Source organism: Shewanella piezotolerans WP3, assembly GCF_000014885.1.
In the GTDB taxonomy this organism is placed as follows: Bacteria; Pseudomonadota; Gammaproteobacteria; order Enterobacterales; family Shewanellaceae; genus Shewanella; species Shewanella piezotolerans.
In genome coordinates this window covers 1,733,351-1,759,371 of the sequence record NC_011566.1, presented here as the reverse complement: position 1 = coordinate 1,759,371, position 26,021 = coordinate 1,733,351, and the positions used below count along the sequence as shown (strand labels likewise).

Below are 26,021 nucleotides of genomic sequence, written 5' to 3'. Positions count from 1 at the left end.
TAAACCGTGAAATCAATAATTGTAGGCAGAACCGTGAGTACGAACCAAATCAAACAAACCCTTTCCGATATTGAATTGGAGTTAAGGCAGAAGATTGGTGCGCACCCAGAGTTGCAAGCCAAGCTAATGGATCAGCATAATTATTCCCTGTGTGAGCTTATCGAGATAATGACCCAAGCTCATTTATGCGACCATTCATTATTTTTCAAGTTGATGCAACTGGACGCTGCTCGTTGCCAACTGGAAATTGGTTTGTATGGCGTGTGCTCTGACTGTGAAGAGAATATCGAAGCGGAGCTTTTAGCTGCAGATCCTCTCGAACAACGATGCTTAAGCTGTAATAACTTGCACAAGCGTGAGCACCGACAAGAGCTGAGATTGAACCACTAACTTATTATCGAGTCTATCTTTTGATTAATCGAAGATATAAAAAAACCTCCTATTAAGGAGGTTTTTTATTGTCTAAAAAATCACTTTAGAACTTAACACTTGCTCTTACGAAAAAGTAACGACCTAATACGTCATAAGTGTACGGGTCGGTATTTGAGTCATTATTACCTGAGTAATAAGGTGCATCTTCATCTAAGATGTTATTTACACCACCAGATAGACGAACAGTATCAGTTACATCATAAGTCGCTGATAGATCGTGGTACACGATGCTATCGACTGTAGGAGCATAACAATCTGATGGGTCATCTTGACATGCAAATGAATCCATTCCGTCAATATAACGCGCTTCGTATGTTGCACTCCAGCTGTCGCCAGTAGCACTTAGGTTAAAGTTAGTTTTTAACTTAGCGTATGCACCTGAACCACCAGTGATGTATCCACGGTAATCAACAGCAACACCGTCTTGATCGAATTCTACATATTTATCAAGAATCGACGTATCTAAGCCAGCTTTCCAATCTAAACCTAAACCTTCAAATACATATGCTACGTTAATATCATAACCTGCAGCATTTGTCTGACCGATGTTTTGTAAACCATTGTCAAACGAGATGCGACCAGTACCATCAATTTCGATATTAGAAGACTGACAAAGCGCTGTATCAGTATTAATCTTGTTACCACTTGCATCAAGACACTGGTTAGCAATGTAGTTTGAATCTACAGCAGTAATTGTGTTACTGATTTCAATATCGTAGTAATCAACAGTGAAAGATAGACCTTCTACAAAGCTTGGAGAGTAAACCAAACCTAAGGTAGTGATATCAGCTTCTTCAGGTGTTAAATCAGGGTTACCACCAACAGTTACTTCAGCTTGTGTTTGCTCTGTTGCTGGATGCTTGATTTGGTCAAATGATGGTGACTTACCGCCGTATAACTCACTTACAGTTGGAGCACGGAATGCAGTAGACAAACCACCACGAAGCATCAAGTCATCAGTCATTCGCCATGTTAAACCAAGCTTCCAAGTATTATCTGAACCAAACGTGCTGTAATCGAAGTAACGAATAGCAGCGCTTAGATCAACCTGTTGTGCAAGTGGCAGATCGCTCAATAATGGAATTGCTATCTCAGCATATGCTTCGTTTACATCAAATGAACCAGCAGTTGCTTCAACGCGTGGATCATTAGCAAGACCTTGTGAAGTCAACGAGTCAGGTGTGAAATGTGCAGATTCTTTACGGAACTCATAACCTGCAGCGAAGCCAACAATACCTGCAGGAAGTTCAAAGATCTCACCTGATAGTGTTGCCGCTGCAATATCTAGCTCACTTCCACCACTGTTAATTTCAGTGTAGATATATGGAGCAATGCTATCACCTTCCCAAGAAGACTGAGTAAATGGATCAAAGCTTTTATCTAAAACTGCATCATTAATTGAGCCTAGGTTATGCAGGTTTGCAAGGGTATCTACTGAATCGTTCTTACCTTTGTTGTATGATGCATCCCAAGTCCAACCATTGTCGAACTCACCTTCAAGACCAACAACTACACGAACAGTATCTACAACTTGAGAGAAGTTACGAGTACCTGATTCAACCACTCGACGACCATAATCTAACTTTTCGCCTTCTTGTACTAAACCAACTAGCTCTTTATTCATCCAAGAAGAATCGTATGCCCAAGCAGTGCTGTTCCAAATAGGCTGTGGCGCCATTTGCTGATCAGACCAACGCTTAGAGTACATTGCTTCAGAGAAGAACATGATTGAATCTGATAACTCATATGTTCCAGAGAAAGATAGATTCAAACGCTCCATTGGAGTTGAAAGGTAGCTATCTTTTGAATAGTTGTACTTATCTTCATTGGTGAAATCATGGTATTCACCACCACGACCACTTAAGTCTGCTTCAGTCTTATTCGGATCTAAGTACTCATACTTTGGCTTGCCGTCGTCGCCTGCAACATAGTGACCATAATAACCACTGTCTCCGATAGCGTAAGCACCATCTTCACCTGTACCTACGATGCCATGGTTTCTATCGCCCCAAATGTGTCCGCCTTGTGCGTATGAACTACCACCACAGTAAAGGCTCTTATCACCAGCATCACCGGTTTCAGCGATTGGACAGTTTGAAAAATCACGGTCTGCTTGACTCGCTTCACCACGCTTAGTGTACTGAGCGTTAATGACAACGTTGCCTTTATCAAATGTGTTACCAACAGTGAAGTCGATGCTCGTTTCGTCAGCGTCGCCTTGGCCAGACATGCCTGTTTGAACATTCATCTCAAAGCCTTCAAAATCACGCTTTAAAATAACGTTTACAACACCAGCAATTGCGTCTGTACCATAGATTGCAGATGCGCCATCTTTAAGTACTTCAACACGTTGAATCATTGATACTGGAATAGTGTTCAAATCAACAGATGAAGCAGCACCAGTACCTGATGCAATCATACGGCGACCGTTTACCAATACCAAAGTACGGTTTGAGCCGAGCCCACGTAAGTTAACTCGGGCGTTACCACCAGAGCCGTTATTAACTGCGGCGTTAGTCATCGCGCCACCTGATGCAGTCATTTTCTGTAGAACATCATCAATAGATGTAGCACCAGATGCGATAATTGCAGAAGCATCAATCACACTTACTGGACTAGATGTTTCCATATCAGCACGCTTAATACGTGAACCAGTAACTTGTATACGTTCAACTTTCTCTTCCGCTGTATTTCCTTCTACAGCGTCATCAGCCAAAGCAAACCCCGATAAAGCGACACTACTTGCAGCAACCGCTATAAAACTTTTGCGTATAGCGCTTGCAGTTAAGGTCAACGAGTTCATATTTTTCCCCTTCAAATCCCGACAACAAATGCAGGAATAGTTATATTTTTTGTTTTGTTATTAATAAGAAGTTAACTTCTTGGCGTCAATACTGTTAAATACCACAAAAAGAGTCAAGCTTTATTACAAAATAATAACCTTATTGATATAAATTGATACAGTTCACAAAAGACAATAAACAACAAAAATAAGTAATAACACATAACTTTCAACAACTTAAACAAAGGAAGCTATAAGTTAACTTATAAACACAACCAAACCTGCAACATAACAAAGCGTATTAATTTTAACATCTGATTAAATATCAAACTATCAACAAGCCTAACAATATTTCGCCTAGCAATAATATTGACCAGCAGTCAACCCAAGCAATAAAATAAATTTTAAAAACTGATAAACAAAAAACATCCTTCAAACATCTATATTAACTAATAAAGCAAAAACTTTTGGTATACAATATTCAGGCAAAAAAAGTAGATTCAAAACAAATAGAAAACAAATAACAATCAATTCAAACCAAAATACCGCTTAAATAACCAACAGAAATAACAATACAAACTCATGCCTTTTGTAAAAATGGTGCTAGCAAGTTGTAATGAAGCTGTATTAAAAATAGAATGGGTGACACATGGTTTAATACCAACAAGAACAAACATGAAATGAACGTTTCTTATTTCCCCTCTCTAATTTCGTTGTTCCAAACCACTTTATAAATGCCAGATTACAAGAACTTAAACCTGAAATGTTGATTTTTAAACTGGAATTGTCTCGTGTAGCCCTTGCTAGAAGGCCTTTCAAACATGTAAAGATATGGTTACACTGATTCAAAATAAAAATGAAAAACTAAGGTGCGGAATTGAGAAAAGGGTCTACGTAAGTATTCTAATGAGTAATTACATTAAGTATTTAATCAATTCAGAAGCGCTTAAGCTTTCCAATTAAATACACATTGATAGAAAGAATGCTTATCCGCTTATGATCTAATTTGAAGCTAAAATGTAATGCTGGAGCATTTCTCCTTGGGCGGCTGACGATACCTGAGCATGTATTTTACTGTAAAAATCGCTTGGTATACGACTGCATTGGTACAGGAGGCAGAACAGAGCAGGATGCCAGAGTAGAAGGATAACCATTAGCTTCAAGTTTTTAGCTTACCTTCAGTGCTTTGAGAGCCCCGTGAATGAGCAGATACTTAATGCTATTGGTATAATAGATGAGGTCAGTGTAAAGAGAGGATTCAGTTAATATAGCGATTCATTGTCTAGTCTGCATCTATATGGTGGTTTTGAGCTGATACAGATCGAACAGGAAATTATTGCTCTTGTAAAAACTGAATTACTGTAGATATCGGCAAGAGAAGCAACGGGCCATTTGAGCTAAACATAGTCTATGATAATGGTTGCTACCCTTTTCCTAGTTGCAAGAAAAAACGCCCATAAAAAAGGAGCCACAAGGCTCCTTTTTCCAAACTTAGCAACGCCTCGTATTAACGAGTACGTGGACAAAGCTCTTCAGTGCTGAAGAAGTATGCAACTTCGCGCTCAGCAGAAGCAACTGAATCAGAACCGTGTGCAGCGTTCTCATCAATACTTTCAGCGAAATCTGCACGGATAGTACCTTCCGCAGCTTCAGCTGGGTTAGTAGCACCTAGAATTTCACGGTGTGCTAGAACAGCGTTCTCGCCTTCAAGTGTCTGAACCATGATAGGACCAGAAGTCATAAATGCTACTAGTGCACCAAAGAAAGGACGTTCGCTGTGCTCAGCGTAAAAGCCTTCTGCTTGTTCTTGACTTAGGTGTACCATTTTAGAAGCGATGATTTTCAGGCCAGCAGTTTCAAAACGGTTGTAGATAGCGCCAATGTGGTTTTTTGCAACAGCATCAGGCTTAATGATAGAAAAAGTACGTTCGATAGCCATGAAAAGCTTCCTTCTTAGATAAACGGGTTTTAATTTCGCGCGGATTATACGAAATTAATGCCTAATTGCCTACCCTTATAGTGCTATCAAATAGAGATAAGTCGGTTTTATAAATACAGAAAAGCCAAATGGATCACAGTTCAATGCTGAGTGTGGTCTAAATATGGCTTCAAACATATCGCTTCGTGAATAAACAAGCTCCCTATTAGATAGGGTTACTTACGATTTTTAACCCACATTACACCCGCAGCAATGACAACTAACAATGCCAGGGCAGGCGCTAGATCCATAAAATGGTGAAACAAGCCAACTCCACCATGGCCTTCATGTGCAAATGCTAGAGTTGGAGTGAGTAAAGCAGTAGCAAGTAATAAAAACCTACTCATATTGACGTCCCTTTGTTTAACGGCTGAAACATATCACTTTTACCTTAACGCTCAGTAAAGTGCTTTCTATTTAACTAGCCTAAAATTAAACAAAGTGAGTGAACTTGATGTTGATCAATCCTACGTTTCTTTCATTTATTAGAACACAAGTTACATGATTTAGATCACATCGACCTAAACCATTGATGACAATTTGTCTCACTTCTCATCTATCCAGCGAGCTTGGATTGCTTCTAATACTCGTTCATTACAATGATTAGGATCATCGTCAAATGCCGCTAGTTTGATCACCCACTCACAAAGATCAGTAAAGCGAATAGTCTCAGGTTCTATATCCGGATAATGTTCTAAAAGTTCTAGTGCAATGTCTTGTGAGTCAATCCATTTAAGTCCCATGCCCTACCCCATCAAATCAACATAAATTGAGTATAAACCAAATTTAATACCAATCAGTATAAGAAGTTGATCTACTCAGAGCGTTCTTGGCACGCTAATTCAAGGCGGATAAATGACATAATGGTTGTTCCCTTATGAGTTTATTCAACGCAGAAGTAGCAAGCCAAAAACACTCCTACAGGCGAGTTTTAGCGGCTTTGATGCTGCGTTAATGAACTTGAACGTAGAATAACTATGCTCTTCATTCATTGCTAACCACATGGATGTGGTGAATGTCATTAATGCAGGAGCATTTAATGACCTTACCTCAAAGCCGCTAAACTCTCGCTGAGCGATCAAATCTTTATACTGATTGGTATAATACCGGCAAGATTGCTTCAGTAGAATTATCGAAAATCCTGCAAAAAAAAACCAGTAGCTTCACTACTGGTTTTTTATTTGTAATGAACGCCTAGTGGCCTTCACTTACCATGTTAATGGTGTACTTTGGTATTTCGACCACCAAATCACTTTCAGGAACTTTTGCTTGGCAAGACAAGCGGCTCTCAGGCTCGAGCCCCCACGCTTTATCAAGCATGTCATCTTCGAGTTCATCACTCTCTTCTAAATCGTCGAACCCTTCACGCACGATGCAATGACACGTGGTACACGCGCAAGACTTTTCACATGCATGCTCAATTAAGATCCCGTTACGTAGCGCTACGTCTAATACTGTTTCGCCTTCAGTCGCTTCTACAACGGCTCCATCAGGACATAAATCTTCATGAGGTAAAAAAACTATTTGTGGCATATTACAACCTATATATTGTCAACAGACTGGCCTTTAAGCGCCAGCTTGATTGAATTATCCATACGCTTAGCAGCAAAGTCCTGCGTCGCGGTATCTAATGCTTCGATTGCATCTTCGATAGCATCGGTGTCTTTTTCTTCTGCAAGCTGTGCAAGCAACGCCATAGCGCCCTGAATAGCACTTAATTCGTTAGCAGCTAACAATTGACCATCTTTATTTAACGCGGCACTCAACGACTCTAATACCCTTGCAGCTTCAACTTGTTTCTCGGCTAGCATGCGGCGAGAGATGTCTTCTTTTGCATTAGCCATTGAATCCTTAAGCATGCTACCAATTTCTGCATCTGATAAACCAAACGATGGTTTCACCTGAATGGTTGTTTTCACGCCAGTTGATTTTTCCATAGCTGTCACGCTTAACAGACCATCGGCATCAACTTGGAAAGTCACTCGTATATGGGCTGCACCAGCCGCTAGCGGAGGGATCCCATTAAGCGTGAATCTCGCAAGTGAACGACAATCTGCAACGAGCTCTCGTTCGCCTTGTACCACATGGAATGCCATTGCAGTTTGACCATCTTTGAAGGTGGTAAACTCTTGCGCACGAGCAACCGGGATAGTGGTATTACGAGCAACCACTTTTTCCACCAGTCCGCCCATGGTCTCAATGCCTAAAGACAGTGGGATCACATCCAGAAGTAATAGGTCTGAATCAGGCTTATTACCGACCAAAATATCAGCTTGAATTGCGGCACCGATTGCAACGACTCTATCGGGATCAATTGATGTCAACGGTGTTTTACCAAAGAAATTAGCCACCTCTCCCCGCACTAAAGGGACGCGAGTCGAGCCACCAACCATCACAGTCTCGATAACTTCATCAGTACTAACACCTGCATCTCTAAGCGCACGACGACAACTAGAAACGGTCTTTTTGACTAACTTGCTAATCATCTCATCAAACGTCGCACGAGAAACGTTCAGGGATAGTACATTACCGTTATCATCGGTTACATTTGCTGTAGTGTTGTCACTGTCAGTTAATGCTTCTTTGACCTTACGAGCTTCGATAAGTAGCATGCGGCTTAAACCTGCACTAACCTCATCTAATGACCACTGCTGTTGGAAATGTGCTTGTAACATATGATCGAAATCATCACCGCCAAGCGCACTATCGCCGCCTGTAGCCAGCACTTCAAACACGCCTTTATTCAATCGAAGAATTGAAATATCAAATGTACCGCCGCCGAGATCATAAACAGCTATGACCCCTTCCTGACCTGAATCGAGTCCGTAGGCAATTGCCGCTGCAGTTGGCTCATTGAGTAGCCTTAGCACTTTAACACCAACAAGCGCTGCTGCCTCCTTAGTACCCTGGCGTTGTGCATCATCAAAATACGCAGGCACAGTAATAACCACCCCTTCTAGCGTGCCACCTAATGTAGATTCAGCACGCTCAACTAGCGGTTTTAGAATATCAGCAGAGACTTGTATCGGGTTAACTTTACCCTGAGGTGTAATAAAAATGGGTAAACCATTATCACTGGCTTCAAAGATGTATGGGAATGTTTGGCTACCTGATTGAATATCATCAAGGCTACGACCCATGAATCGTTTTACTGAAATGATAGTATTTTGTGGATCCTGCGCAGAAAAAGCTTCAGCTTCACGCCCAACAAATACTGAGTCTTGGGTATAGCGAACAACTGAAGGTAACGAATGCTGCGCACTCTCATCAGCCAATGTATTGGCTACACCACTTCTAACTGCGGCAACTAGAGAGTTTGTCGTGCCTAAATCGATACCCACCGCTAAGCGGTGTTGATGAGGAGCTGCGGTCAGTCCAGGCTCTGCTATCTGCAAAAGTGCCATATATATCCAACTTAAAAAAATGTTGGCTCAAACATATTGAGCCAACAGAATTAGAAAATAACAACGAGTCTATTAACCTAAGAGAGCATCTTCAACTCTAGCTAACTCGTCTTGTAATTTTGCCATAAACTTAAGTTTACGAATTTGGTCAGCAGCCTGCAAATGTTCAGATGCTAAATCACTTGCCAACTGCACTTTTAGTACAGCTGTGATCTGCTTTGCAAACGTGTCAAATGAGTCATAAAGTGCTTGTATTTCTGCATCTGGATCATCGCTATCACTAATTTCTTCAAGCGATTCTCGCCACTCCATCTGTTGCATCAAAAATGTCGTGTCTTTAAGCGTAGTCGACTCATGACTTAACTCTAGCCCCTTTAGGGCGAGTATGTGTTCTGCGCGTTGAATCGGGTTTTTCAATGTTTGAAAGGCATCATTGATCTGCGCGGTACGTTGTACAGATAAACGTTTATCTTGTTCGCTAGCGTTAGCAAATTTGTCGGGATGAACCGCCCTTTGCAGATCGCGGTAGCGCTCTGCAAGAATGGCGGTGTCGACATCATAGGAAGGAGATAAACTAAACAGCTCAAAATAATTCATAGTTTAACTTTAAAAGTTTATACGGTAAAACTTTCACCGCAACCACATTCACCTTTCGCATTAGGGTTATTAAATTGGAAACCTTCGTTAAGGCCTTCTTTAACGAAGTCCAACTCAATCCCTTGAAGATAGATAAAGCTTTTCGCATCGATAATGATCTTTACACCATCAATATCATAAAGTTCATCGTCGTCATTCAAGTCATCAACAAACTCAAGTACGTATGCCATACCTGAGCAACCTGATGTTCTTAGTCCTAAACGCAGACCTAGACCTTTGCCGCGACTCTCTAAAAAGCTTTTAACTCGTTCTGCCGCAGCGGGAGTGATACTAATTGCCATCTTAACTCCAGGTTTTACTTCGATTGCTTTGTTTTATACTCATCCAGAGCAGCTTTAATGGCATCTTCAGCCAAAATCGAACAGTGAATTTTAACTGGTGGAAGTGCCAGCTCTTCAGCTATATCGGTGTTTTTAATTGCACCGGCTTCTTCTACAGTTTTGCCCTTAACCCATTCAGTCACTAATGAGCTAGATGCAATCGCACTACCGCAGCCATATGTCTTAAATTTAGCATCTTCGATAATACCATTATCATCAATACGCAACTGCAGTTTCATAACGTCACCACAAGCTGGTGCGCCCACCATTCCAGTGACCACTGAAGAATCGTTTTTATCAAATGAACCTACGTTACGTGGGTTCTCATAATGATCAATTACTTTTTCGCTATAAGCCATGATACTACTCCAATTTATCTATTCGTTAATGTCGTTAAGGTTAGTGATGTGCCCACTGGACTGAGTCCAGATCAATACCGTCTTTGAACATTTCCCAAAGCGGTGACATTTCCCTTAAGTTACCAATAGATTCTGTAATTGTTTCTATTGCATGTTCGATCTCTTCATCAGTCGTAAAGCGACCAATTGAGAATCGAATTGAGCTATGTGCCATCTCATCATTTAAGCCAAGAGCACGAAGAACATAGCTAGGCTCAAGACTTGCTGAAGTACAGGCTGAACCCGATGAAACCGCTAAATCTTTAAGTGCCATCATCAAGGATTCACCTTCAACGAAATTAAAGCTGACATTCAAACTACCGCAATGTCTTTGCTCCATATCACCGTTAATATAAGTCTCTTCAATGTGGTTGATGCCATTCCACAGCTTGTCACGCAGGCGGCGGATACGCTCGTTATCAGAATCCATATCGGTTTTGGCAATCGCTGCTGCTTCGCCAAAGCCAACAATCTGATGAGTAGCCAAAGTACCACTGCGCATACCGCGTTCATGGCCACCACCGTGCATTGCGGCTTCTAGACGAATACGAGGCTTACGACTGACATATAACGCGCCGATACCTTTTGGGCCATACATTTTGTGAGCAGAAATAGACATCAAATCAACTTTTGTCTTTTGCACATCAATTGGCATTTTGCCAGCACTTTGAGCAGCGTCGACATGGAAGACGATTTTACGCGAACGACAAAGCTCACCAATGGCATCGATATCTTGGATAACACCAATTTCGTTGTTAACCTGCATAATACTAACAAGCAAAGTATCTTCACGCATGGCAGCTTCAATCATTGCAACCGGAATAAGGCCGTTAGCTTCAGGCTGAAGATAAGTCACTTCATAACCTTCACGCTCTAACTGACGACAGGTGTCTAAAACAGCCTTATGTTCAGTCTTACTAGTGATAATGTGTTTACCCTTCTTCTGGTAGAAGTGAGCAACACCTTTAATCGCGAGGTTGTCAGATTCAGTTGCACCAGAGGTGAAAACGATTTCACGTGGATCGGCATTGATAAGTTCTGCAATCTGGTTACGAGCAATATCAACAGCTTCTTCAGCTTGCCAGCCGTATCGGTGAGAACGAGACGCTGGATTACCAAAAATGCCGTCCATTGTCATACACTGCATCATTTTTTCTGCAACACGAGGATCAACTGGCGTTGTTGCAGCATAATCTAGATAGATAGGTAGCTTCATCACACACTCCGTACTTTGTGGCAGCTATAGTGCTACCACTTACAACGTACAAAAAATTATTTTTATATTAAATAACAGAGACGCTTAAATGCTGATTCTCTGTTCCTGCTGTAATTTATCTTGTTTAACTGAGATAAATTGCACATCTCTTTTTCGCATTAATCCGGCAAGCGAAATGCCATTTAAAAAATCAGAAATCTGTGAACTCAAATCGCCCCATAAAGAATGAGTCAGGCATCGTGTTCCGCTCTGACAATTCCCCTGCCCTTGGCAGCGTGTGGCGTCAACTGATTCATCAACGGCTCGTACAACCATACCAACAGAAATTTCACATGCATCAGTTCCCAAACGATATCCGCCACCAGGGCCTCTGACGCTTGATACAAGTCCATTTTTTCTTAGCTTTGCGAAAAGTTGTTCTAGGTAAGATAGAGAGATCCCTTGGCGCTCTGAAATGTCGGCTAGTGGCACTGGGCCATCAGTTGAGTGCATTGCAACATCTAACATTGCAGTGACTGCATATCGACCTTTTGATGTAAGTTTCATTGCTACTACGTCTCCCAAAAAAGCATAGGCTAATTCCATCATACCTGAGTAATTTAGTCAAGTATTTAACCTAGTGGTTTGGTCAAGTATTATAAGGATCATGGCAGGAATTAAATACCCCGTCATTTTGCTGGGGTATTTAACCTGTTTATTAGGCAAGATTCAATGCCATTTATCAAAAATGGCGCACATAAAGCTAGATAATGGGATCAAACTCATCTAATGACTTCTGACGTTTCTGTGCGGCAGCTAATTCAGCTTCACTAAACTCATCGACTTCTAGCTCGGGGAGCTTTTCTGTGCAAACGCTACCGCCCAAAGTTTGAACAGCCTGACAAACTTCTTGCACTTTCGAATCCATCAAGTGCATGTGATCTAACATTTGGCCGATCGCGTTAGCGACTGGATCTGGATTGTCTGGTGCAACGGCATAAGCATCAAAACCATACTTTTTTGCCATCTCCGTGCGTCGGTCTGTTTGCTCTTTAGTTTGCTCCGAAGGACTGGCAACTGCGCGGCCTGGAATACCAACAACAGTAGTATCAATGGGGACGTCTTTCACGACTACCGAGTTAGAACCAACACGAGCACCGTCATGCATAGTAATCGGGCCAAGTATCTTCGCACCGGCGCCAATAACAACATTATTGCCTAACGTAGGGTGACGTTTACCAGACTGCCATGTGGTACCACCGAGTGTAACCCCGTGATAAAGCGTACAGTCATTACCAATTTCGGCCGTTTCACCTATCACCACCCCCATGCCATGGTCAATAAAGAAGCGGTCGCCAATGGTGGCACCAGGATGAATTTCAACACCGGTTAACCAGCGAGAAAATGTTGATAAACATCGCGATAACAAGCGCCACTTACGAACCCAAAGCTTGTTACTGATCCTGTGGATCCATATTGCTTGCATCCCTGGGTAATTGAACAGTATTTCAATTGTCCCATTCGCGGCAGGGTCTCTGTGATAAATAGACGCTATATCATCTTTAAGTCTCGCGATAACACCCATGCTAGCTACTTCCCTTTACTTATCGTTAGTGTCTTTTTTAGCAACAATCTTATCTACCGAAGTCAGAATTCCGCGCAAGATATTCATCTCTTGACGCTCAATTCGTGCACGGCTAAACAGTCGGCGTAACTTAGTCATAACCTGACCAGGGTGCTGTTTAACAATAAAATTGGTCGAAAGCAGTGTATTCTCCATATGCTCGAAGAAATTTTCACGCTCTTTTGAAAACGGATATTCATTATCTGGCTCAACAAACCCTTCAAGCTTATTACTTTCAAACTCTTTTTGCACTTGGGCAAGATGAGCAACACGCGCTTCATAACAGATAATCTGAACTGCTTGCGCTAAGTTGAGCGAGGTGTATTCAGGATTCGCAGGGATAGCGACATGGTAGTCACAGCGCTGCAGCTCTTCGTTAGTTAAACCATTATTCTCACGCCCAAACACGATTGCGACAGGCCCTGTCAGCGCTGACTCAACCAGTTTTTCACCAGCCTCTCGCGGTTCTAACATTGGCCAATCCAGTGTGCGACTGCGTGCACTAGTGGCAATAACTAAACTACAGTCTGCGATGGCTTCTTCAACAGAATCAACGGTAACTGCATGTTTTAAAATATCTGAAGCCCCAGCAGCTAATGCCACAGAGTGGCCATCTGGTGCCACCTTTGGTTCTGCTAAGTATAAAGAGGACAACCCCATGGTTTTCATTGCACGGGCAGTGGAACCTATATTGCCTGGGTGGGATGTACCGACAAGAACGACGCGAATATTGCTGAGCATGAAATTACTTAATTTATATGAGAGAACACTTGAAAATATGTTACCACACAGCAGCTATTTTTACGTACACAAAAATCAGCATTTGATATAACCGAAAAATCGCGTATAATTCGGCTCCGATAATTTATATATCCGTTCTTTTACATCCAGGGGATTTGCAATGCTTCCAATGCATACTATTGCTGTGCGCGCCGCTCGCGCTGCCGGCCAAACGATTATACGTGCTTATGCAGAATTAGACCGTATTGAAGTCACTTCAAAAGGGACGAATGACTTCGTAACTAACGTAGATAAAGAAGCAGAAGCTGCAATTACCTATCAGATCCGTAAAGCTTACCCTGACCACACTATCATTGGTGAAGAGACTGGTGAGAATAAAGGCGCTAGCAAAGATTACGTCTGGATCATTGACCCACTGGATGGCACTAATAACTTCGTAAGAGGTATTCCCCACTTTGCTGTATCTATCGCGATGCAGTTTAAAGGCAAAACAGAAGTCGCTGTTGTTTATGACCCAATCCGTGATGAGCTATTTTCGGCTGTTCGTGGTAAAGGCGCTAAACTAAACGATTTCCGTATCCGTGTTAAGTCTTCTAATGATCTAAGTAACAACATCATTGCTACTGGATTTCCATTCAAGGCGAAACAGCACACTGAAACTTATATGAAGCTTTTTGCATCAACATTTACCCAGTGTGCAGATCTTCGTCGAGCAGGTTCTGCAGCACTAGATCTTGCATACCTTGCCGCAGGCCGAGTTGATGGTTTCTTTGAAATTGGCCTTAAGCCATGGGATATCGCTGCGGGTGATTTGATCGTTCGTGAAGCTGGCGGTACAGTGACTGACTTTACTGGTAACCACGGTTACCTAGCATCAGGTAACATCGTTGCTGGTTCACCAAAAACAACTACTGCACTTGTTAAGTCGTTCCGCCCATTATTGAGCGAAGCACTTAAGCGCTAATATTAGCCAAATAAAGTGTTATAAAGCCGCCTTCATTGGCGGCTTTTTTGTATCGTTAACACATATACCCATCGGACCTGAAATACAGGATTCAGTGGGAGTTTAATGGGCTTTAGTCACAGGTTCATTGCTCCATGCTGAACCTAAGCACCTACATCCATGTAGGCGAGGCATTGATTGCAGCTAATGGTCGCTCCCTCGGTAAAATCAATAACACAGAGTAAATTATATAAGAAACACCCATCGAAGAAGGGGTTGTGCAAGCCCACTTCGTTGTTGCGGCAACTTAAAAGGGAATAACAATTTCCACGTTAACGCGCCTAGCATTGAACTTGCACAACACTTCTTACGAGCATTTTCAAGTGGGATGGGTATAAACATCTCCCGCTATAGCTCAACCTCAAGTTAAATAACTCTTTCAAAATGCTGATTTCGCTAAATAAAACACGCAACTGTGAAAGGTATCACACACCTCATGTCGCATTTCTAGCATTTGCTGGTACTCTTTATGAAACGACTGCATTAGGGAAAAACATGGATAAAATGTATCGAAAATACGGTATTAGCAGCATCAAAGCTGTTGAACATTTAGTTTTAATCATTATTGCCATTGCGACGATTGTTGCGATTGGACAAGAGATTGTGCATATATTCAAGGCGGGTGAAGTTGCGTTAGCTGATTTGCTATTGCTGTTTATTTATTTAGAAGTTCTTGCGATGGTGTCTCATTACGCGGAGTCAGGCAAACTGCCCATTAGAATGCCGCTTTATATTGCGATTGTTGCGTTAGCTCGTTATCTCATTCTGGATATGAAAGCAATGGACGACTGGCGTATCGCGGCCATATCGTTCTCCACCCTTATTTTGGCATCTACCGTGATAGTGATCCGTTGGGGCCAATTGAAGTTACCATACCCACGTCCTAAGGGTGATGATTAATCATTAAGGGTATTAAATACAAAAGCTCAAAGCTTACGCTTTGAGCTTTTAATTCTGCTATGTACTTCAAAGCCTAGTGGCTACAAATACGATCGGCTGCGGTTGCAATACCCGCTTCAGAATGAATAAATTTTCCTTTCTTTTCTAAAAATACGATCAGTGCATCTGCATCCATCTCTTGTGCTGAGCAGGTATGGTAGAGCGCATTAGCACCAAACTTTGCGTGCATTAAGGCTTTCAACGCTTGTGGCGTTAACGACTCACCATGATCTAACATCATTTCCATCACTTGATGACCGTGTATTGACTCTGACATATTTCCTCAGTATTTAACCAGTATTAATAAAGCACTTTATACGTGGTTTTATGTCGGTAAACTTTGATCTAAATAGCAATGTGCTCGCCTTAGGTGATAATCCGTCATCCCTGTGGCCTTTGGCAGTATTTTGCGGCTATAAAAAAACCAATCTTGTGATTGGCTTCTAATTGCTTACATTGCTCGATTAGCTTGCTACAACTCACCTTTTAGCAATTCAGGCTCAACCAACACGCTATCGTTTTCATCTGAGATCCAAATCTGACCTTCACAAATGTTGATCTGCAAAGCCATATTTTTCCCTACAAGTTGCCCCATTGCTTTAACTGCATCTTCAGGAATGTTGGTTACCGTTAGATTATCATACCGCTCAAATGCAGCTTCGTTTTGCTTCCACCATATTGGGACGCTGCGGCCTCCATAAGTAATAAGCAGAACCTGTTTAGATCGGCCGCATGCTTTACGTAACCATTTCTCATCACTTTGGCCAAACTCTACCCAGAGATCGATTTCACCAGATAAGGTCTTATCCCAAAGCTCAGGTTCATCTTCAACACACATACCTTTACTAAAAGCGAGTGATTCGCTGGCATTCATCGCAAAAGCTAGTAATCTCACCATCATGCGCTCGTCGGTCTCTGACGGATGCTGCGCAAGTGTAAGCTGATGATCGTTATAGTAACCGCGATCCATATCGGCGATTTGAATAGAGACTTTGAATACTGTTGCTTTTAAGGCCATAAGAATGTTCGATAAGGTATTTGCGGCTAAGTGTACCCTATATTAAGTAGCAGAGGGGCTAAAGATAGCTGCGCTTTAATCTTAAGCAGAAAATTTAATTATCAGCACAAAATATACGCTAAATAGCGCCCATTTTTAAACGCTTTGCTTGCGGAAATAACACTGATAATCGATTAATTTCATTTGGCTCTGCATACACCAAGCAATGCTCTCCATCATCCAGTGCTTGCTTAAGTTTTTTATCAGTAACAATTGTAGCTCTAGCTGCGTCTCGTCGAAGTAGTTCATTAAGTTTGTGCGGCAATGCAGTGCTGCTAAAAATAGTATCTAACTTTTGTAAATATGGCATCGCAGCAATTGGGAGTAACTCAGCTTCTATTTTGGTATCTAGTAGTACCAGCTCTCCTTTGACCTTGGAAAGCGAAAAACTATCTTGATAATGGTTTGGAGTATCAGCATCGAAGCGAGACTGGTTAAGCTTAAAGAAACGTTCCCAAAATACTCGTCTATCTTTGAACACAGGTAACCTTTGCTGCACATCGCTGCGGCGCTCGGCGATATAGTCAAATAACGGTGTAATAGAATGTGGTAACCATGATTCAAGCCGAGATCTGAGCTCTCGAGCAAAAACAGGTGCAGCTCCAGCGGTACTAATTGCTATCTGTAAACGACCTCGGTCTATAATTGACGGAGTAATAAACCGACAAAACTCTGGGTTATCGACTACATTGACCCATATATGACGCTGTTGTGCCAATGTTGCAAGCTTTTCATTTAGCGCTTTATCTGCAGTTGCTAAATAAACTAAGTCCCAACCATTGATATCCTCAAAGTTAACTTCCCGCTCTTCAAGGCTTATGCGCTCCTTGTGCAGATACGCCAGCACTTCATTGCAGCTCTCTTTTGCTATCACATGTATGTCAGCATCAGTCCGACTCAATAGGTCGAGCTTGCGACTTGCCACTTCTCCAGCGCCAACAATCAAAACCTTTAAAGATTGGGTATCTACAAACAATGGAAAATACTGCATTTAGCTAAAATACCTCAGAGGCGATGTGATAGATTTGTGGGAGGATTAATCTGTTTCGAGCGGTAATTGTCTCTCAAGCCAAGCTTTATAACCACCTGCTACTGAGACGACTTGGGAATAACCCATAACTTGCAAGTTTAGAGCTGCCATCGCAGAGCGATAACCTCCTCCACAATATAGTGCTAGAGGCATATCCTTATCAGGAAATCGAGTTTCAATATCTCTTTCGATAATCCCCTTCCCCAAATGCTGGGCGTTCGGTAAATGCCCTTTATTCCACTCATGATCTTCACGAACATCAATAAGCGTATATTTTTGATTAGCCAGTAACTCTTCAATAGTTACTTCATTGATCTGAGGAAGAATACTCTCAACTAAGGCTAAAAATGCAGGGTTATGTTTCATCAGCTGTATTTCTCACTTCTTTCTGCACTGCAATTCCAACAAAGCTCAAAACTGGCTTCATTAACTTCATGGCAATTCACACATTTCCATTGCGGTTTTTCTGCATTAATAGAGATCATCTGTGCTTTAGCATTAACCAAGTCAATTTCTGCAACCCAAAGCTCGACATTTTGGATCCCTGTCGGTAATTCACCTACCCCACCTAAGAGCGCCTCTCCTTTTAGCTCTACTGCTATGCCACTTGATTCAAGCATACCTTTCCAAGTATGGGCTTCTAATAAATTCCCAGCTGCAAGTAACCGCATTTTCTCATCCATGTCATTTCCTACTGCAATTGCTCTATTGGCAAGTCCTAATAGCTGCGACGGTGAATATTATCCTTATTTGCGGTTATTATTCACCAGCTTTAGCTATTTTAGATCGCCATAAAATAGCCTTCCATGCTACTGCTAAAACATTATCACTGTCGAGCGCTGTTTTAAGCTTTAATACAAATCACCACAATCAGTTAGATTAGCTAGTACCATCAACTCATAATTAATACACATCCAGCACAAAAAACAAAAAGGCCACCTATATTAGGTGGCCTTTGGAGATTATAGCTGAACTTTATGGCATCAAGGTGTCTTGATCTGCGCCCTCTTTTTCAATCTCTACTGGCATCATGTGTTCACGATTGATCCCAAGTTTGATCGCTAAGAAACTTGCGACATAGATTGATGAGAATGTACCAACGAAAATACCCATAAGCAGAGCAGTCGCAAAGCCATGGATCATAGTGCCACCTTTAAGGAACAAGGCGACAACAACAACTAATGTTGTTCCAGTGGTAATAATCGTTCTGCTCATCGTTTGAGTGATTGAAGTATTAACCACATCTTCAGGCGAACCTTTACGTAACTTAAGGAAGTTCTCACGAATACGGTCAAATACCACAATAGTATCGTTAAGCGAGTAACCTACAACGGTCAATAAACCCGCTAGCACAGTTAAGTCAAACTCTAATTGGAATATTGAAAATACCCCAAGAGTAATGATTACATCATGAGCCAACGCCGTCACAGAACCTAATGCTAGGCGCCATTCGAAGCGAAAAGATACATATATAAGAATACATATCAACGCCACTAGAACCGCTAAACCACCTTGTTCTGCAAGCTCTTTACCGACTTGAGGGCCAACAAACTCAACACGCTTCTGAATAACAGTAGGGTCGAGTTGTGTCACGCCTTCCATCACATGAGCAACTTGAGTGTCACTCTTTACGCCTTCTTTTACAGGAAGACGGATCAGAATGTCGCGGCTCGAACCGAAGTTCTGTACCACTGCACCATCAGTTTCTTCCGTAGAAAGCCCTTCACGGATAGCCACTAAATTAGCAGGGCTTGAAAACTCAAGCTCAACAACCGTCCCGCCGGTGAAGTCCAAGCCCCAATTAATACCTTTGGTTGCTAGAGACCCAAGAGAGCCCAGTACTAATATCGCAGAAAGGATACTAATAGGCACAGCATGGCGCAGGAAGTTGATAGAGCCTTTGATATTTAAAATCTGAAACATTTCAACTTCCCCTTAGATAGACAGTTTCTTCACGCGCTTACCACCCCAGATCGCGTTCACAATAGAACGTGTTCCAACAATAGAGGTAAACATCGACGTGGCGATACCGATCATTAAGGTAACCGCAAAGCCTTTAACAGCACCCGTACCGACTGCAAATAGAATAAGTGCCGTCATAAAGGTAGTAATGTTGGCATCGGCAATGGTTGAAAACGCATTACCATATCCTTCATGAATCGCTTGCTGAATACTACGACCATTACGCAATTCTTCACGAATACGTTCGTAAATAAGCACGTTACCATCAACTGCCATACCAACAGTCAGTACCATACCTGCGATACCTGGCAGCGTTAATACGGCGCCTGGGATCATCGACATAACACCCACAACCATGACTAGGTTAGCTGTTAATGCAAGGTTAGCAATAAGACCAAAACCACGGTAGTAAACCAACATGAAGAGAAGCACAACCGCCATCCCCCATATCATCGCTTGCATACCGTTTTCGATATTTTCAGCACCTAGGCTCGGACCAATAGTACGCTCTTCAACAATGTATACTGGCGCAATCAAGGCACCAGCACGTAGCAACAACGCAAGATTCTGTGATTCTGCATGGCCAAGGCCTGTGATAACGAAGTTACGACCAAGACGAGCTTGAATCGTTGCAACTGAAATAACTTCTTCAATCTTCTTCATTTTAACGCTGCCATCAGCGTTCTTCTCACCAGTATCTTTATACTCAATGAATAAAGTCGCCATAGGGTTACCTATGTTGTCTTTAGTCACATTGGAAAAGATAGAGCCACCTTTAGAGTCTAAGTTAATAGAGACTTGTGGACGACTGTACTCATCGTAGCTAGGTTGCGCACCTTGGATATGATCGCCGGTTAGCATTACAGCTTTCTTAAGCACGACCGGACCGCCTTCACGGCGCTGATAGAGCTCAGACCCCGCGGGTACACGACCACTTGCTGCAGCTTGAACGTCAGCATTTTGGTCAACCATATGGAACTCAATTGACGCCGTCGCACTTAAAATCTCTTTTGCACGCGCAGTGTCTTGAACACCAGGAAGCTCTACAATAATACGCTCAGCGCCTTGACGCTGTACTACTGGCTCGGCAACACCAAGTTCGTTCACACGATTACGTAAAGTGGTAATGTTTTGCTGTAGTGCTTCTTCCTTGATCTGTTTTAAATAAACATCACTTGGATTAGCAACAAGAAAATAATCACTGCCAGTAGAACGATCGGTGAAGACCATGTCAGCGCTACGTGATTTTAGGAAACGCTCGGCATTCGCTAACGTTTCTGCATCACGGAACTTGATTTCGATGCCTCTGGCGCCGTTACGAATACCCGCATAGCGAATTCTCTCAGCACGTAAATCAGTTCTGAAGTCAGCCACTTTAGCTTCGGTCATTTTACGCACGGCTTCACCCATATCGACTTCCATTAAGAAGTGAACGCCACCACGTAGATCAAGACCTAGCTTCATAGGCGATCCGCCCATGGCTTCAAGCCACTCTGGAGTTGCGGGTGCAAGGTTTAACGCCACCGTAAACTTATCGCCAAGTGCCTCAGCAATAGCTTCTTTAGCAAGCAACTGTTCTTCACCATTGCCAACACGAACTAATAATTGACCATTTTCAAGCTCAGATCGCTTAACAGCAATACCTTTGCTTACTAATACATCATTTACTGCCGACTGAGTCGACGCTGTCACCTCGGCTCCTCGGGTTGCAACCACCTGTACTGCATGGTCCTCACCGAATAGGTTTGGTATCGCATAGAATCCACCTATGGCGATGATAATCATCACCATAAGGTTTTTCCACATTGGGTATTTATTTAACACGCCATAGCCCTCTTGGCTTAAAGTGACTTAATAGAGCCTTTAGGCAATACCGCCGCAATGTAATCCTTTTTAATCGTGATTTCGCTAGTTTCGTTAATCGCCAACAAAACGTAGTCGTTCTCATCACTGATCTTAGCAATTTTACCTAAAATTCCGCCACTAGTTAGCACTTCGTCACCTTTGCTCAATGAGCTCATTAGGTTCTTATGCTCTTTAACACGCTTTGATTGCGGACGGAAAATCATAAAATAAAAAATCAGGCCAAAAATGACCAACATGAAAATAAGTTCCATAGTGCCGCCAGCGCCGCCTACAGGTGCATCTGCTGCATATGCATTTGAAATAAACATAGTATTCTCTTCTTATTGTCTGAGTAAAAATTAATCGGTTAATTCAGGAACTTCAGGTACTTCCCGGCCTTGGCTGGTATAGAACTCTGTAACGAAGTCGTCTAATGTACCTGTCTCAATCGCGCCACGCAAACCTTCCATCAATCTTTGGTAATAACGAAGGTTATGAATGGTGTTTAATCGAGCTCCTAGAATCTCATTACAACGATCTAAGTGGTAAAGGTATGCCCGTGAGTAATTCTTACAGGTATAACAATCACACTTATCATCAAGTGTTGAAGTGTCGTCACGATGACGTGCATTACGGATCTTAACAACACCTTCACTGGTAAACAGATGACCATTTCGAGCGTTTCGTGTTGGCATGACACAGTCAAACATATCAACACCACGACGTACGCCTTCAACTAAATCTTCTGGCTTACCGACCCCCATCAAGTAGCGTGGTTTATCAGCAGGAATTTGCGGGCATGTGTGCTCAAGAATGCGATGCATATCTTCTTTTGGCTCACCCACAGCTAAACCACCGACAGCATATCCATCAAAACCAATATCGACTAAGCCCTTTAAGCTCTCGTCGCGTAGGCCTTCATAAACACCGCCTTGAATAATACCGAATAGAGAATTCGGGTTTTCAAGTCTGTCAAATTCATCACGTGAACGTTGCGCCCAACGCAGCGACATCTGCATCGATTTACGTGCTTCGTCTTCTGTTGCTGGGTATGGCGTACATTCGTCAAAAATCATTACAACATCACTGCCTAAAGAGTCTTGAATTTGCATAGACTTTTCAGGATCTAAAAAGATTTTTTCGCCATTAATCGGTGAACGGAAATGCACACCCTCTTCAGTAATTTTGCGAATATCACCCAAACTAAACACTTGGAACCCACCCGAATCGGTCAAAATTGGACGCTGCCAATTCATAAAGTCATGTAGGTCGCCGTGCTTACGCATGATCTCTTCACCAGGACGTAGCCACAGGTGAAAAGTGTTACCGAGTAGTATATCTGCGCCGGTTTCACGTACTTCTTCAGGCGTCATCCCTTTAACTGTACCGTAGGTACCTACAGGCATAAACGCTGGAGTTTCTACGGTTCCGCGTTCAAATACTAAGCGCCCGCGACGTGCACGACCTTGAGTTGTATCTAATTCAAATTTCATTATTCACCTCGCCAGAGAAACAGTCTGACCTGAGTTAACTCACAAATGAGTTGTAGATTAACACTAGAGATAAGGGCAACAGATTAAGTATCAACCCTTATCAATAAAATAAGTACCAAAATGAGGATGAAAAAAACCCACCTCATCTGTTTGGGTGGGTATTTTAAAGCATATTTAAAGATTAGTTCGCTTTTTTAGTCACAAACATGGCGTCGCCATAGCTAAAGAAGCGGTATTTTTGAGCAATCGCATGCTGATAGGCGGTTTTTACCTCATCGAAGCCAGCAAATGCACTAAGCAACATTATTAACGTCGACTCAGGCAGGTGAAAATTTGTCACCATTGCATCGACTACTTGGAACTGATAACCAGGATAGATAAAGATATCAGTATCGCCACTAAATGCCTCTAACTCAGCAGCTGATGCCCTAGCGGCACTTTCTAGTGAACGCACTGATGTTGTACCAACAGCAATCACTCGATGACCGTTTGCTTTCGTCAATGCTATGAGGTCAACGACATCTTGCGAAACTTCAGCCCATTCAGAATGCATTTTATGATCAAGGATCTCATCGACTCGTACAGGCTGAAAAGTACCTGCACCGACGTGCAAGGTAACAAATGCCGTTTTTACGCCTTTGTCTTTAAGTGCAGCGAGCATTGCGTCATCAAAATGTAAGCCCGCTGTTGGGGCTGCCACTGCACCTGGAGTTTGGTTGTAGACTGTCTGATAACGCTCTTTATCTGCATCCTCATCAGGTCTATCTATATAAGGCGGTAGCGGCATGTGCCCTACTTCTTCCAATACCTCAAGAATTGTTTTATCTGATTGTAGCTCAAGTTCGAATAAAGCATCGTGACGAGCACACATCTTCATTTCGTACCCGTTGTCGAGACAAATAATATTATCTACTTTTGGTGACTTAGAGCAACGGACGTGAGCAAGAATACGCTTGTCATCGAGCATCCGCTCAACCAGTATCTCTAACTTACCGCCAGATTGCTTTTTACCAAATAAGCGCGCAGGGATAACTCGGGTATTGTTAAATACCATTAAATCACCGGGCTGTACTTTTTCTAGTATTGCGGTAAATTGCAAATCGGCTAATGCGCCGCTGTTACCATCTAACGATAGAAGTCTTGAAGCTGTGCGCTCTGCCGTCGGATAACGCGCAATAAGCTCATCGGGAAGTTCAAAAGAAAAATCTGCAACACGCATGGAAAGTCTCTACTGTCTCTAAATCGGCGGCCAGTCTATGACTAGAGAGAATGAAGATCAACAATTGAAGTACATTTATTCCGCATAATTCTTCTAATGTAGAAGTACTAACGTTTTTTACTGTTATTTTATTCGCTATTTAAGCTTTATCCTGCTTAGTTTCTTCAACTGTTGTTTCAGAATCTATGTCAAAATCCTCAATACGATAGCGATGCTGCTCAAAGGGAATATCTATGTCTACTTTTCTGCGCTGTGGCTGCTCTGTACGAGCGAGCTTTTTCGATAACCAGTTCCACATCATCCTTGATCCTCAAACCGTTAATTGGATAGGTAAATTGCCGTAAAGCGATGCACGTCCATGAAGCAGTTCTTCACATTAAAATTTGTAATAAAGAATTTCCTTCGCACCACTCCGCATGTTACCGTGAAAGTACTCATATCACCAAGTATAAAATATGAACTTTCTTGCTCACCTACATTTAGCTGACGTCAGTCAGACCTCTTTAGCAGCAAACATTGCTGGCGATTTTGCCAAAGGCAGTATCGAGCACTTTCCAAAACACCTACAACAGGGGATCTGGTTACATAGGCAAATAGATCAACTGACAGATTCGCATGAGCTCACCAAAGAGTTGTTACAAAAATTTCCAAAATCTCTTACTCGAGCGGCGCCGATTATCATTGATATCTGTTTTGACCATATGCTGGCTAAGTATTGGGATGAGTATCATCATCTAAGTCTCGAAGCATTTGCGATTAAAGCCTATGATGCAATTGATGAATGCGACGAATTACCAGAAGGATTGGTATCGATAGCGCCAAAAATACGCAAAGAGAACTGGCTGGTTGCCTACCGAAGCCCAAAAGGCCTCAATCAAACCCTAGTTTCTGTGGCTAAACGTGTTTCAAAGCCCGAAATATTTAACGGTGCTCAAGAAACAGTAAAGAAGTTAGATATCGAAATAGAAACAGCTTTCCGTACTTTTTATCCGCAACTAATGGCATACAGTCGTCTATGGACACGTAACACGCCAACAGAGTATCTTTAGCCTTAAGCAATGAAATGACCGTCTTAGCAGCGCCTTATGTAACATGACTTGTTAAAAGGCGCTGTACCGCAGTTTGACTCCCTCGTTTACAACACTCGAAACTCAACGTTTACCCTTCCCATTTTAAGATAATGACTCAAATCGATTACACATAAGGGATTAATGCAATAACGGTTTGTCTTAGACCGTCATTTTGCTAGAATCGCGGCGTAACAGGAGAACCCATGCAAATATTTACTTATCAGCCCCCCACTATTCCTTGGTTAGATCTTCGTTATGTCGACAGGGACATTATCATCATTAATAAACCTTCAGGTTTACTGTCTAATCCAGGCATAGCAGATTATACCCATGATTGTGCATTGTCTCGGATCCAGCAACGATTCAAAGATGCGATTTTAGTGCATCGACTAGACTGTTCAACGTCAGGAGTTATGGTATTTGCTCGAAATAAAAAGGCAGAATCCAACCTGAAAACTCAGTTTCAAGATCGTAAAACACAAAAAACCTATATCACTGAAGTCAGTGGGCATCTACAAAATGCACAGGGAGTAATTGAATTACCAATAACGGCCGATAAAGCTAACCCTCCTAAGCAGCAAGTATCAGCGACTGGTAAGGTAGCAATTACCCACTTCGAAACACTAGAAGTTCGAGCTAATAGCACTTTATTGGAACTTAAGCCTGTTACAGGTCGCACTCATCAGCTACGTGTGCATTTGTTAGCAATCGGCAATCCAATTCTGGGTGATGACTTTTATGCTGAACAGCACATTGTTGATTCAGCGCCTAGACTAAAGCTTCATGCACAATCTTTGAGCTTTACTCACCCTTACAGTGGCAAACAGATGCATTTTTCAAGTCATTGTTCTTTCTAATTCCATACACTCAAC

General features: G+C 42.2%; 29 protein-coding genes. 5 read left to right on the top strand and 24 right to left on the bottom strand.

The genetic code is table 11. From position 1 onward, the window contains the following. Window positions 1-33 precede the first annotated feature (33 nt). Window positions 34-390 (top strand): TraR/DksA C4-type zinc finger protein, encoded by a 357-nt coding sequence (locus SWP_RS07600; RefSeq protein WP_044555762.1) that lies wholly within the window; start codon window positions 34-36, stop codon window positions 388-390. Window positions 391-475: 85 nt separating this feature from the next. On the opposite strand, the gene SWP_RS07595 is transcribed toward SWP_RS07600, so the two are convergent. The 13 genes from SWP_RS07595 to trmJ form a co-directional block, all read right to left on the bottom strand. Further along, window positions 476-3,235 (bottom strand): TonB-dependent receptor plug domain-containing protein, encoded by a 2,760-nt coding sequence (locus SWP_RS07595; RefSeq protein ID WP_020911855.1) that lies wholly within the window; start codon window positions 3,233-3,235, stop codon window positions 476-478. A gap of 1,486 nt (window positions 3,236-4,721) precedes the next feature. Next, entirely contained in the window at window positions 4,722-5,153 is a 432-nt protein-coding gene (ndk, locus tag SWP_RS07590; protein ID WP_020911854.1) for a nucleoside-diphosphate kinase, read from the bottom strand. A gap of 215 nt (window positions 5,154-5,368) precedes the next feature. Continuing rightward, a complete protein-coding gene (locus SWP_RS24140) occupies window positions 5,369-5,539 on the bottom strand; it encodes a hypothetical protein (protein ID WP_020911853.1) in 171 nt (56 codons plus the stop codon). 198 nt (window positions 5,540-5,737) lie between these two features. Further along, entirely contained in the window at window positions 5,738-5,935 is a 198-nt protein-coding gene (gene iscX, locus SWP_RS07585; RefSeq protein ID WP_020911852.1) for a Fe-S cluster assembly protein IscX, read from the bottom strand. A 451-nt stretch (window positions 5,936-6,386) separates the two neighbouring features. Beyond that, window positions 6,387-6,725 carry an ISC system 2Fe-2S type ferredoxin gene (gene fdx / locus SWP_RS07580; RefSeq protein ID WP_020911850.1) on the bottom strand — a complete coding sequence of 113 codons (339 nt, stop codon included), beginning with the start codon at window positions 6,723-6,725 and terminating at the stop codon, window positions 6,387-6,389. 8 nt (window positions 6,726-6,733) lie between these two features. Beyond that, complete coding sequence (gene hscA, locus SWP_RS07575; protein ID WP_020911849.1) at window positions 6,734-8,596, bottom strand: Fe-S protein assembly chaperone HscA; 1,863 nt, start codon at window positions 8,594-8,596, stop codon at window positions 6,734-6,736. A gap of 72 nt (window positions 8,597-8,668) precedes the next feature. Continuing rightward, on the bottom strand, window positions 8,669-9,193 hold the full coding sequence (gene hscB, locus SWP_RS07570; RefSeq protein ID WP_020911848.1) for a co-chaperone HscB: 525 nt from the start codon (window positions 9,191-9,193) through the stop codon (window positions 8,669-8,671). A gap of 17 nt (window positions 9,194-9,210) precedes the next feature. After that, entirely contained in the window at window positions 9,211-9,534 is a 324-nt protein-coding gene (gene iscA, locus SWP_RS07565; protein WP_020911847.1) for an iron-sulfur cluster assembly protein IscA, read from the bottom strand. 14 nt (window positions 9,535-9,548) lie between these two features. Beyond that, window positions 9,549-9,932 (bottom strand): Fe-S cluster assembly scaffold IscU, encoded by a 384-nt coding sequence (gene iscU / locus SWP_RS07560; RefSeq protein ID WP_020911846.1) that lies wholly within the window; start codon window positions 9,930-9,932, stop codon window positions 9,549-9,551. A 40-nt stretch (window positions 9,933-9,972) separates the two neighbouring features. Beyond that, window positions 9,973-11,187, bottom strand: a complete 1,215-nt coding sequence (locus SWP_RS07555) for an IscS subfamily cysteine desulfurase (protein WP_020911845.1) — start codon at window positions 11,185-11,187, stop codon at window positions 9,973-9,975. Between the two features lie 84 nt (window positions 11,188-11,271). Then, complete coding sequence (iscR, locus tag SWP_RS07550; RefSeq protein WP_020911844.1) at window positions 11,272-11,733, bottom strand: Fe-S cluster assembly transcriptional regulator IscR; 462 nt, start codon at window positions 11,731-11,733, stop codon at window positions 11,272-11,274. A 196-nt stretch (window positions 11,734-11,929) separates the two neighbouring features. Next, window positions 11,930-12,751 carry a serine O-acetyltransferase gene (gene cysE / locus SWP_RS07545; RefSeq protein WP_020911843.1) on the bottom strand — a complete coding sequence of 274 codons (822 nt, stop codon included), beginning with the start codon at window positions 12,749-12,751 and terminating at the stop codon, window positions 11,930-11,932. 15 nt (window positions 12,752-12,766) lie between these two features. Then, on the bottom strand, window positions 12,767-13,531 hold the full coding sequence (trmJ, locus tag SWP_RS07540) for a tRNA (cytosine(32)/uridine(32)-2'-O)-methyltransferase TrmJ (RefSeq protein ID WP_020911842.1): 765 nt from the start codon (window positions 13,529-13,531) through the stop codon (window positions 12,767-12,769). A gap of 160 nt (window positions 13,532-13,691) precedes the next feature. On the opposite strand from trmJ, the gene suhB reads away from it, so the two are divergent. Then, window positions 13,692-14,495, top strand: a complete 804-nt coding sequence (gene suhB / locus SWP_RS07535) for an inositol-1-monophosphatase (protein ID WP_020911841.1) — start codon at window positions 13,692-13,694, stop codon at window positions 14,493-14,495. A 534-nt stretch (window positions 14,496-15,029) separates the two neighbouring features. Next, on the top strand, window positions 15,030-15,434 hold the full coding sequence (locus tag SWP_RS07530) for a phosphate-starvation-inducible protein PsiE (RefSeq protein WP_044555761.1): 405 nt from the start codon (window positions 15,030-15,032) through the stop codon (window positions 15,432-15,434). A 73-nt stretch (window positions 15,435-15,507) separates the two neighbouring features. Here SWP_RS07530 and SWP_RS07525 read toward each other — a convergent pair whose 3' ends face one another. The 11 genes from SWP_RS07525 to SWP_RS24135 all read right to left on the bottom strand — a co-directional run bounded on the left by SWP_RS07525 (window position 15,508) and on the right by SWP_RS24135 (window position 24,380). Continuing rightward, window positions 15,508-15,750 (bottom strand): YecH family metal-binding protein, encoded by a 243-nt coding sequence (locus SWP_RS07525; RefSeq protein ID WP_020911839.1) that lies wholly within the window; start codon window positions 15,748-15,750, stop codon window positions 15,508-15,510. A 195-nt stretch (window positions 15,751-15,945) separates the two neighbouring features. Further along, a complete protein-coding gene (locus SWP_RS07520; RefSeq protein ID WP_020911837.1) occupies window positions 15,946-16,491 on the bottom strand; it encodes a YaeQ family protein in 546 nt (181 codons plus the stop codon). Between the two features lie 118 nt (window positions 16,492-16,609). Beyond that, window positions 16,610-17,521 (bottom strand): precorrin-2 dehydrogenase/sirohydrochlorin ferrochelatase family protein, encoded by a 912-nt coding sequence (locus SWP_RS07515; RefSeq protein WP_020911836.1) that lies wholly within the window; start codon window positions 17,519-17,521, stop codon window positions 16,610-16,612. A gap of 45 nt (window positions 17,522-17,566) precedes the next feature. Further along, window positions 17,567-17,926: a rhodanese-like domain-containing protein gene (locus SWP_RS07510; protein WP_020911835.1), complete on the bottom strand. Its 360-nt coding sequence runs from the start codon at window positions 17,924-17,926 to the stop codon at window positions 17,567-17,569. After that, window positions 17,926-18,243, bottom strand: a complete 318-nt coding sequence (locus SWP_RS07505; protein WP_020911834.1) for a putative signal transducing protein — start codon at window positions 18,241-18,243, stop codon at window positions 17,926-17,928. Before SWP_RS07505 ends, SWP_RS07510 begins: the two co-directional genes overlap by 1 nt. Window positions 18,244-18,535: 292 nt before the next feature. Further along, complete coding sequence (gene secF / locus SWP_RS07500) at window positions 18,536-19,483, bottom strand: protein translocase subunit SecF (RefSeq protein ID WP_020911832.1); 948 nt, start codon at window positions 19,481-19,483, stop codon at window positions 18,536-18,538. A gap of 12 nt (window positions 19,484-19,495) precedes the next feature. Next, a complete protein-coding gene (gene secD, locus SWP_RS07495; protein WP_044555760.1) occupies window positions 19,496-21,346 on the bottom strand; it encodes a protein translocase subunit SecD in 1,851 nt (616 codons plus the stop codon). Between the two features lie 17 nt (window positions 21,347-21,363). Further along, window positions 21,364-21,696 carry a preprotein translocase subunit YajC gene (yajC, locus tag SWP_RS07490; protein WP_020911830.1) on the bottom strand — a complete coding sequence of 111 codons (333 nt, stop codon included), beginning with the start codon at window positions 21,694-21,696 and terminating at the stop codon, window positions 21,364-21,366. 30 nt (window positions 21,697-21,726) lie between these two features. Further along, window positions 21,727-22,860 carry a tRNA guanosine(34) transglycosylase Tgt gene (gene tgt / locus SWP_RS07485; protein WP_020911829.1) on the bottom strand — a complete coding sequence of 378 codons (1,134 nt, stop codon included), beginning with the start codon at window positions 22,858-22,860 and terminating at the stop codon, window positions 21,727-21,729. A 181-nt stretch (window positions 22,861-23,041) separates the two neighbouring features. Continuing rightward, window positions 23,042-24,079, bottom strand: coding sequence for a tRNA preQ1(34) S-adenosylmethionine ribosyltransferase-isomerase QueA (queA, locus tag SWP_RS07480; protein WP_020911828.1), 1,038 nt, complete (start codon window positions 24,077-24,079; stop codon window positions 23,042-23,044). A 139-nt stretch (window positions 24,080-24,218) separates the two neighbouring features. Further along, window positions 24,219-24,380 carry a hypothetical protein gene (locus SWP_RS24135; protein ID WP_020911827.1) on the bottom strand — a complete coding sequence of 54 codons (162 nt, stop codon included), beginning with the start codon at window positions 24,378-24,380 and terminating at the stop codon, window positions 24,219-24,221. Window positions 24,381-24,534: 154 nt separating this feature from the next. Here SWP_RS24135 and SWP_RS07475 point away from each other — a divergent pair, with 154 nt between their 5' ends. Both SWP_RS07475 and SWP_RS07470 read left to right on the top strand, forming a co-directional pair. Then, entirely contained in the window at window positions 24,535-25,128 is a 594-nt protein-coding gene (locus SWP_RS07475) for an acyl carrier protein phosphodiesterase (protein WP_020911826.1), read from the top strand. Window positions 25,129-25,352: 224 nt separating this feature from the next. Next, complete coding sequence (locus tag SWP_RS07470; RefSeq protein ID WP_020911825.1) at window positions 25,353-26,006, top strand: pseudouridine synthase; 654 nt, start codon at window positions 25,353-25,355, stop codon at window positions 26,004-26,006. Window positions 26,007-26,021: the final 15 nt, after the last annotated feature.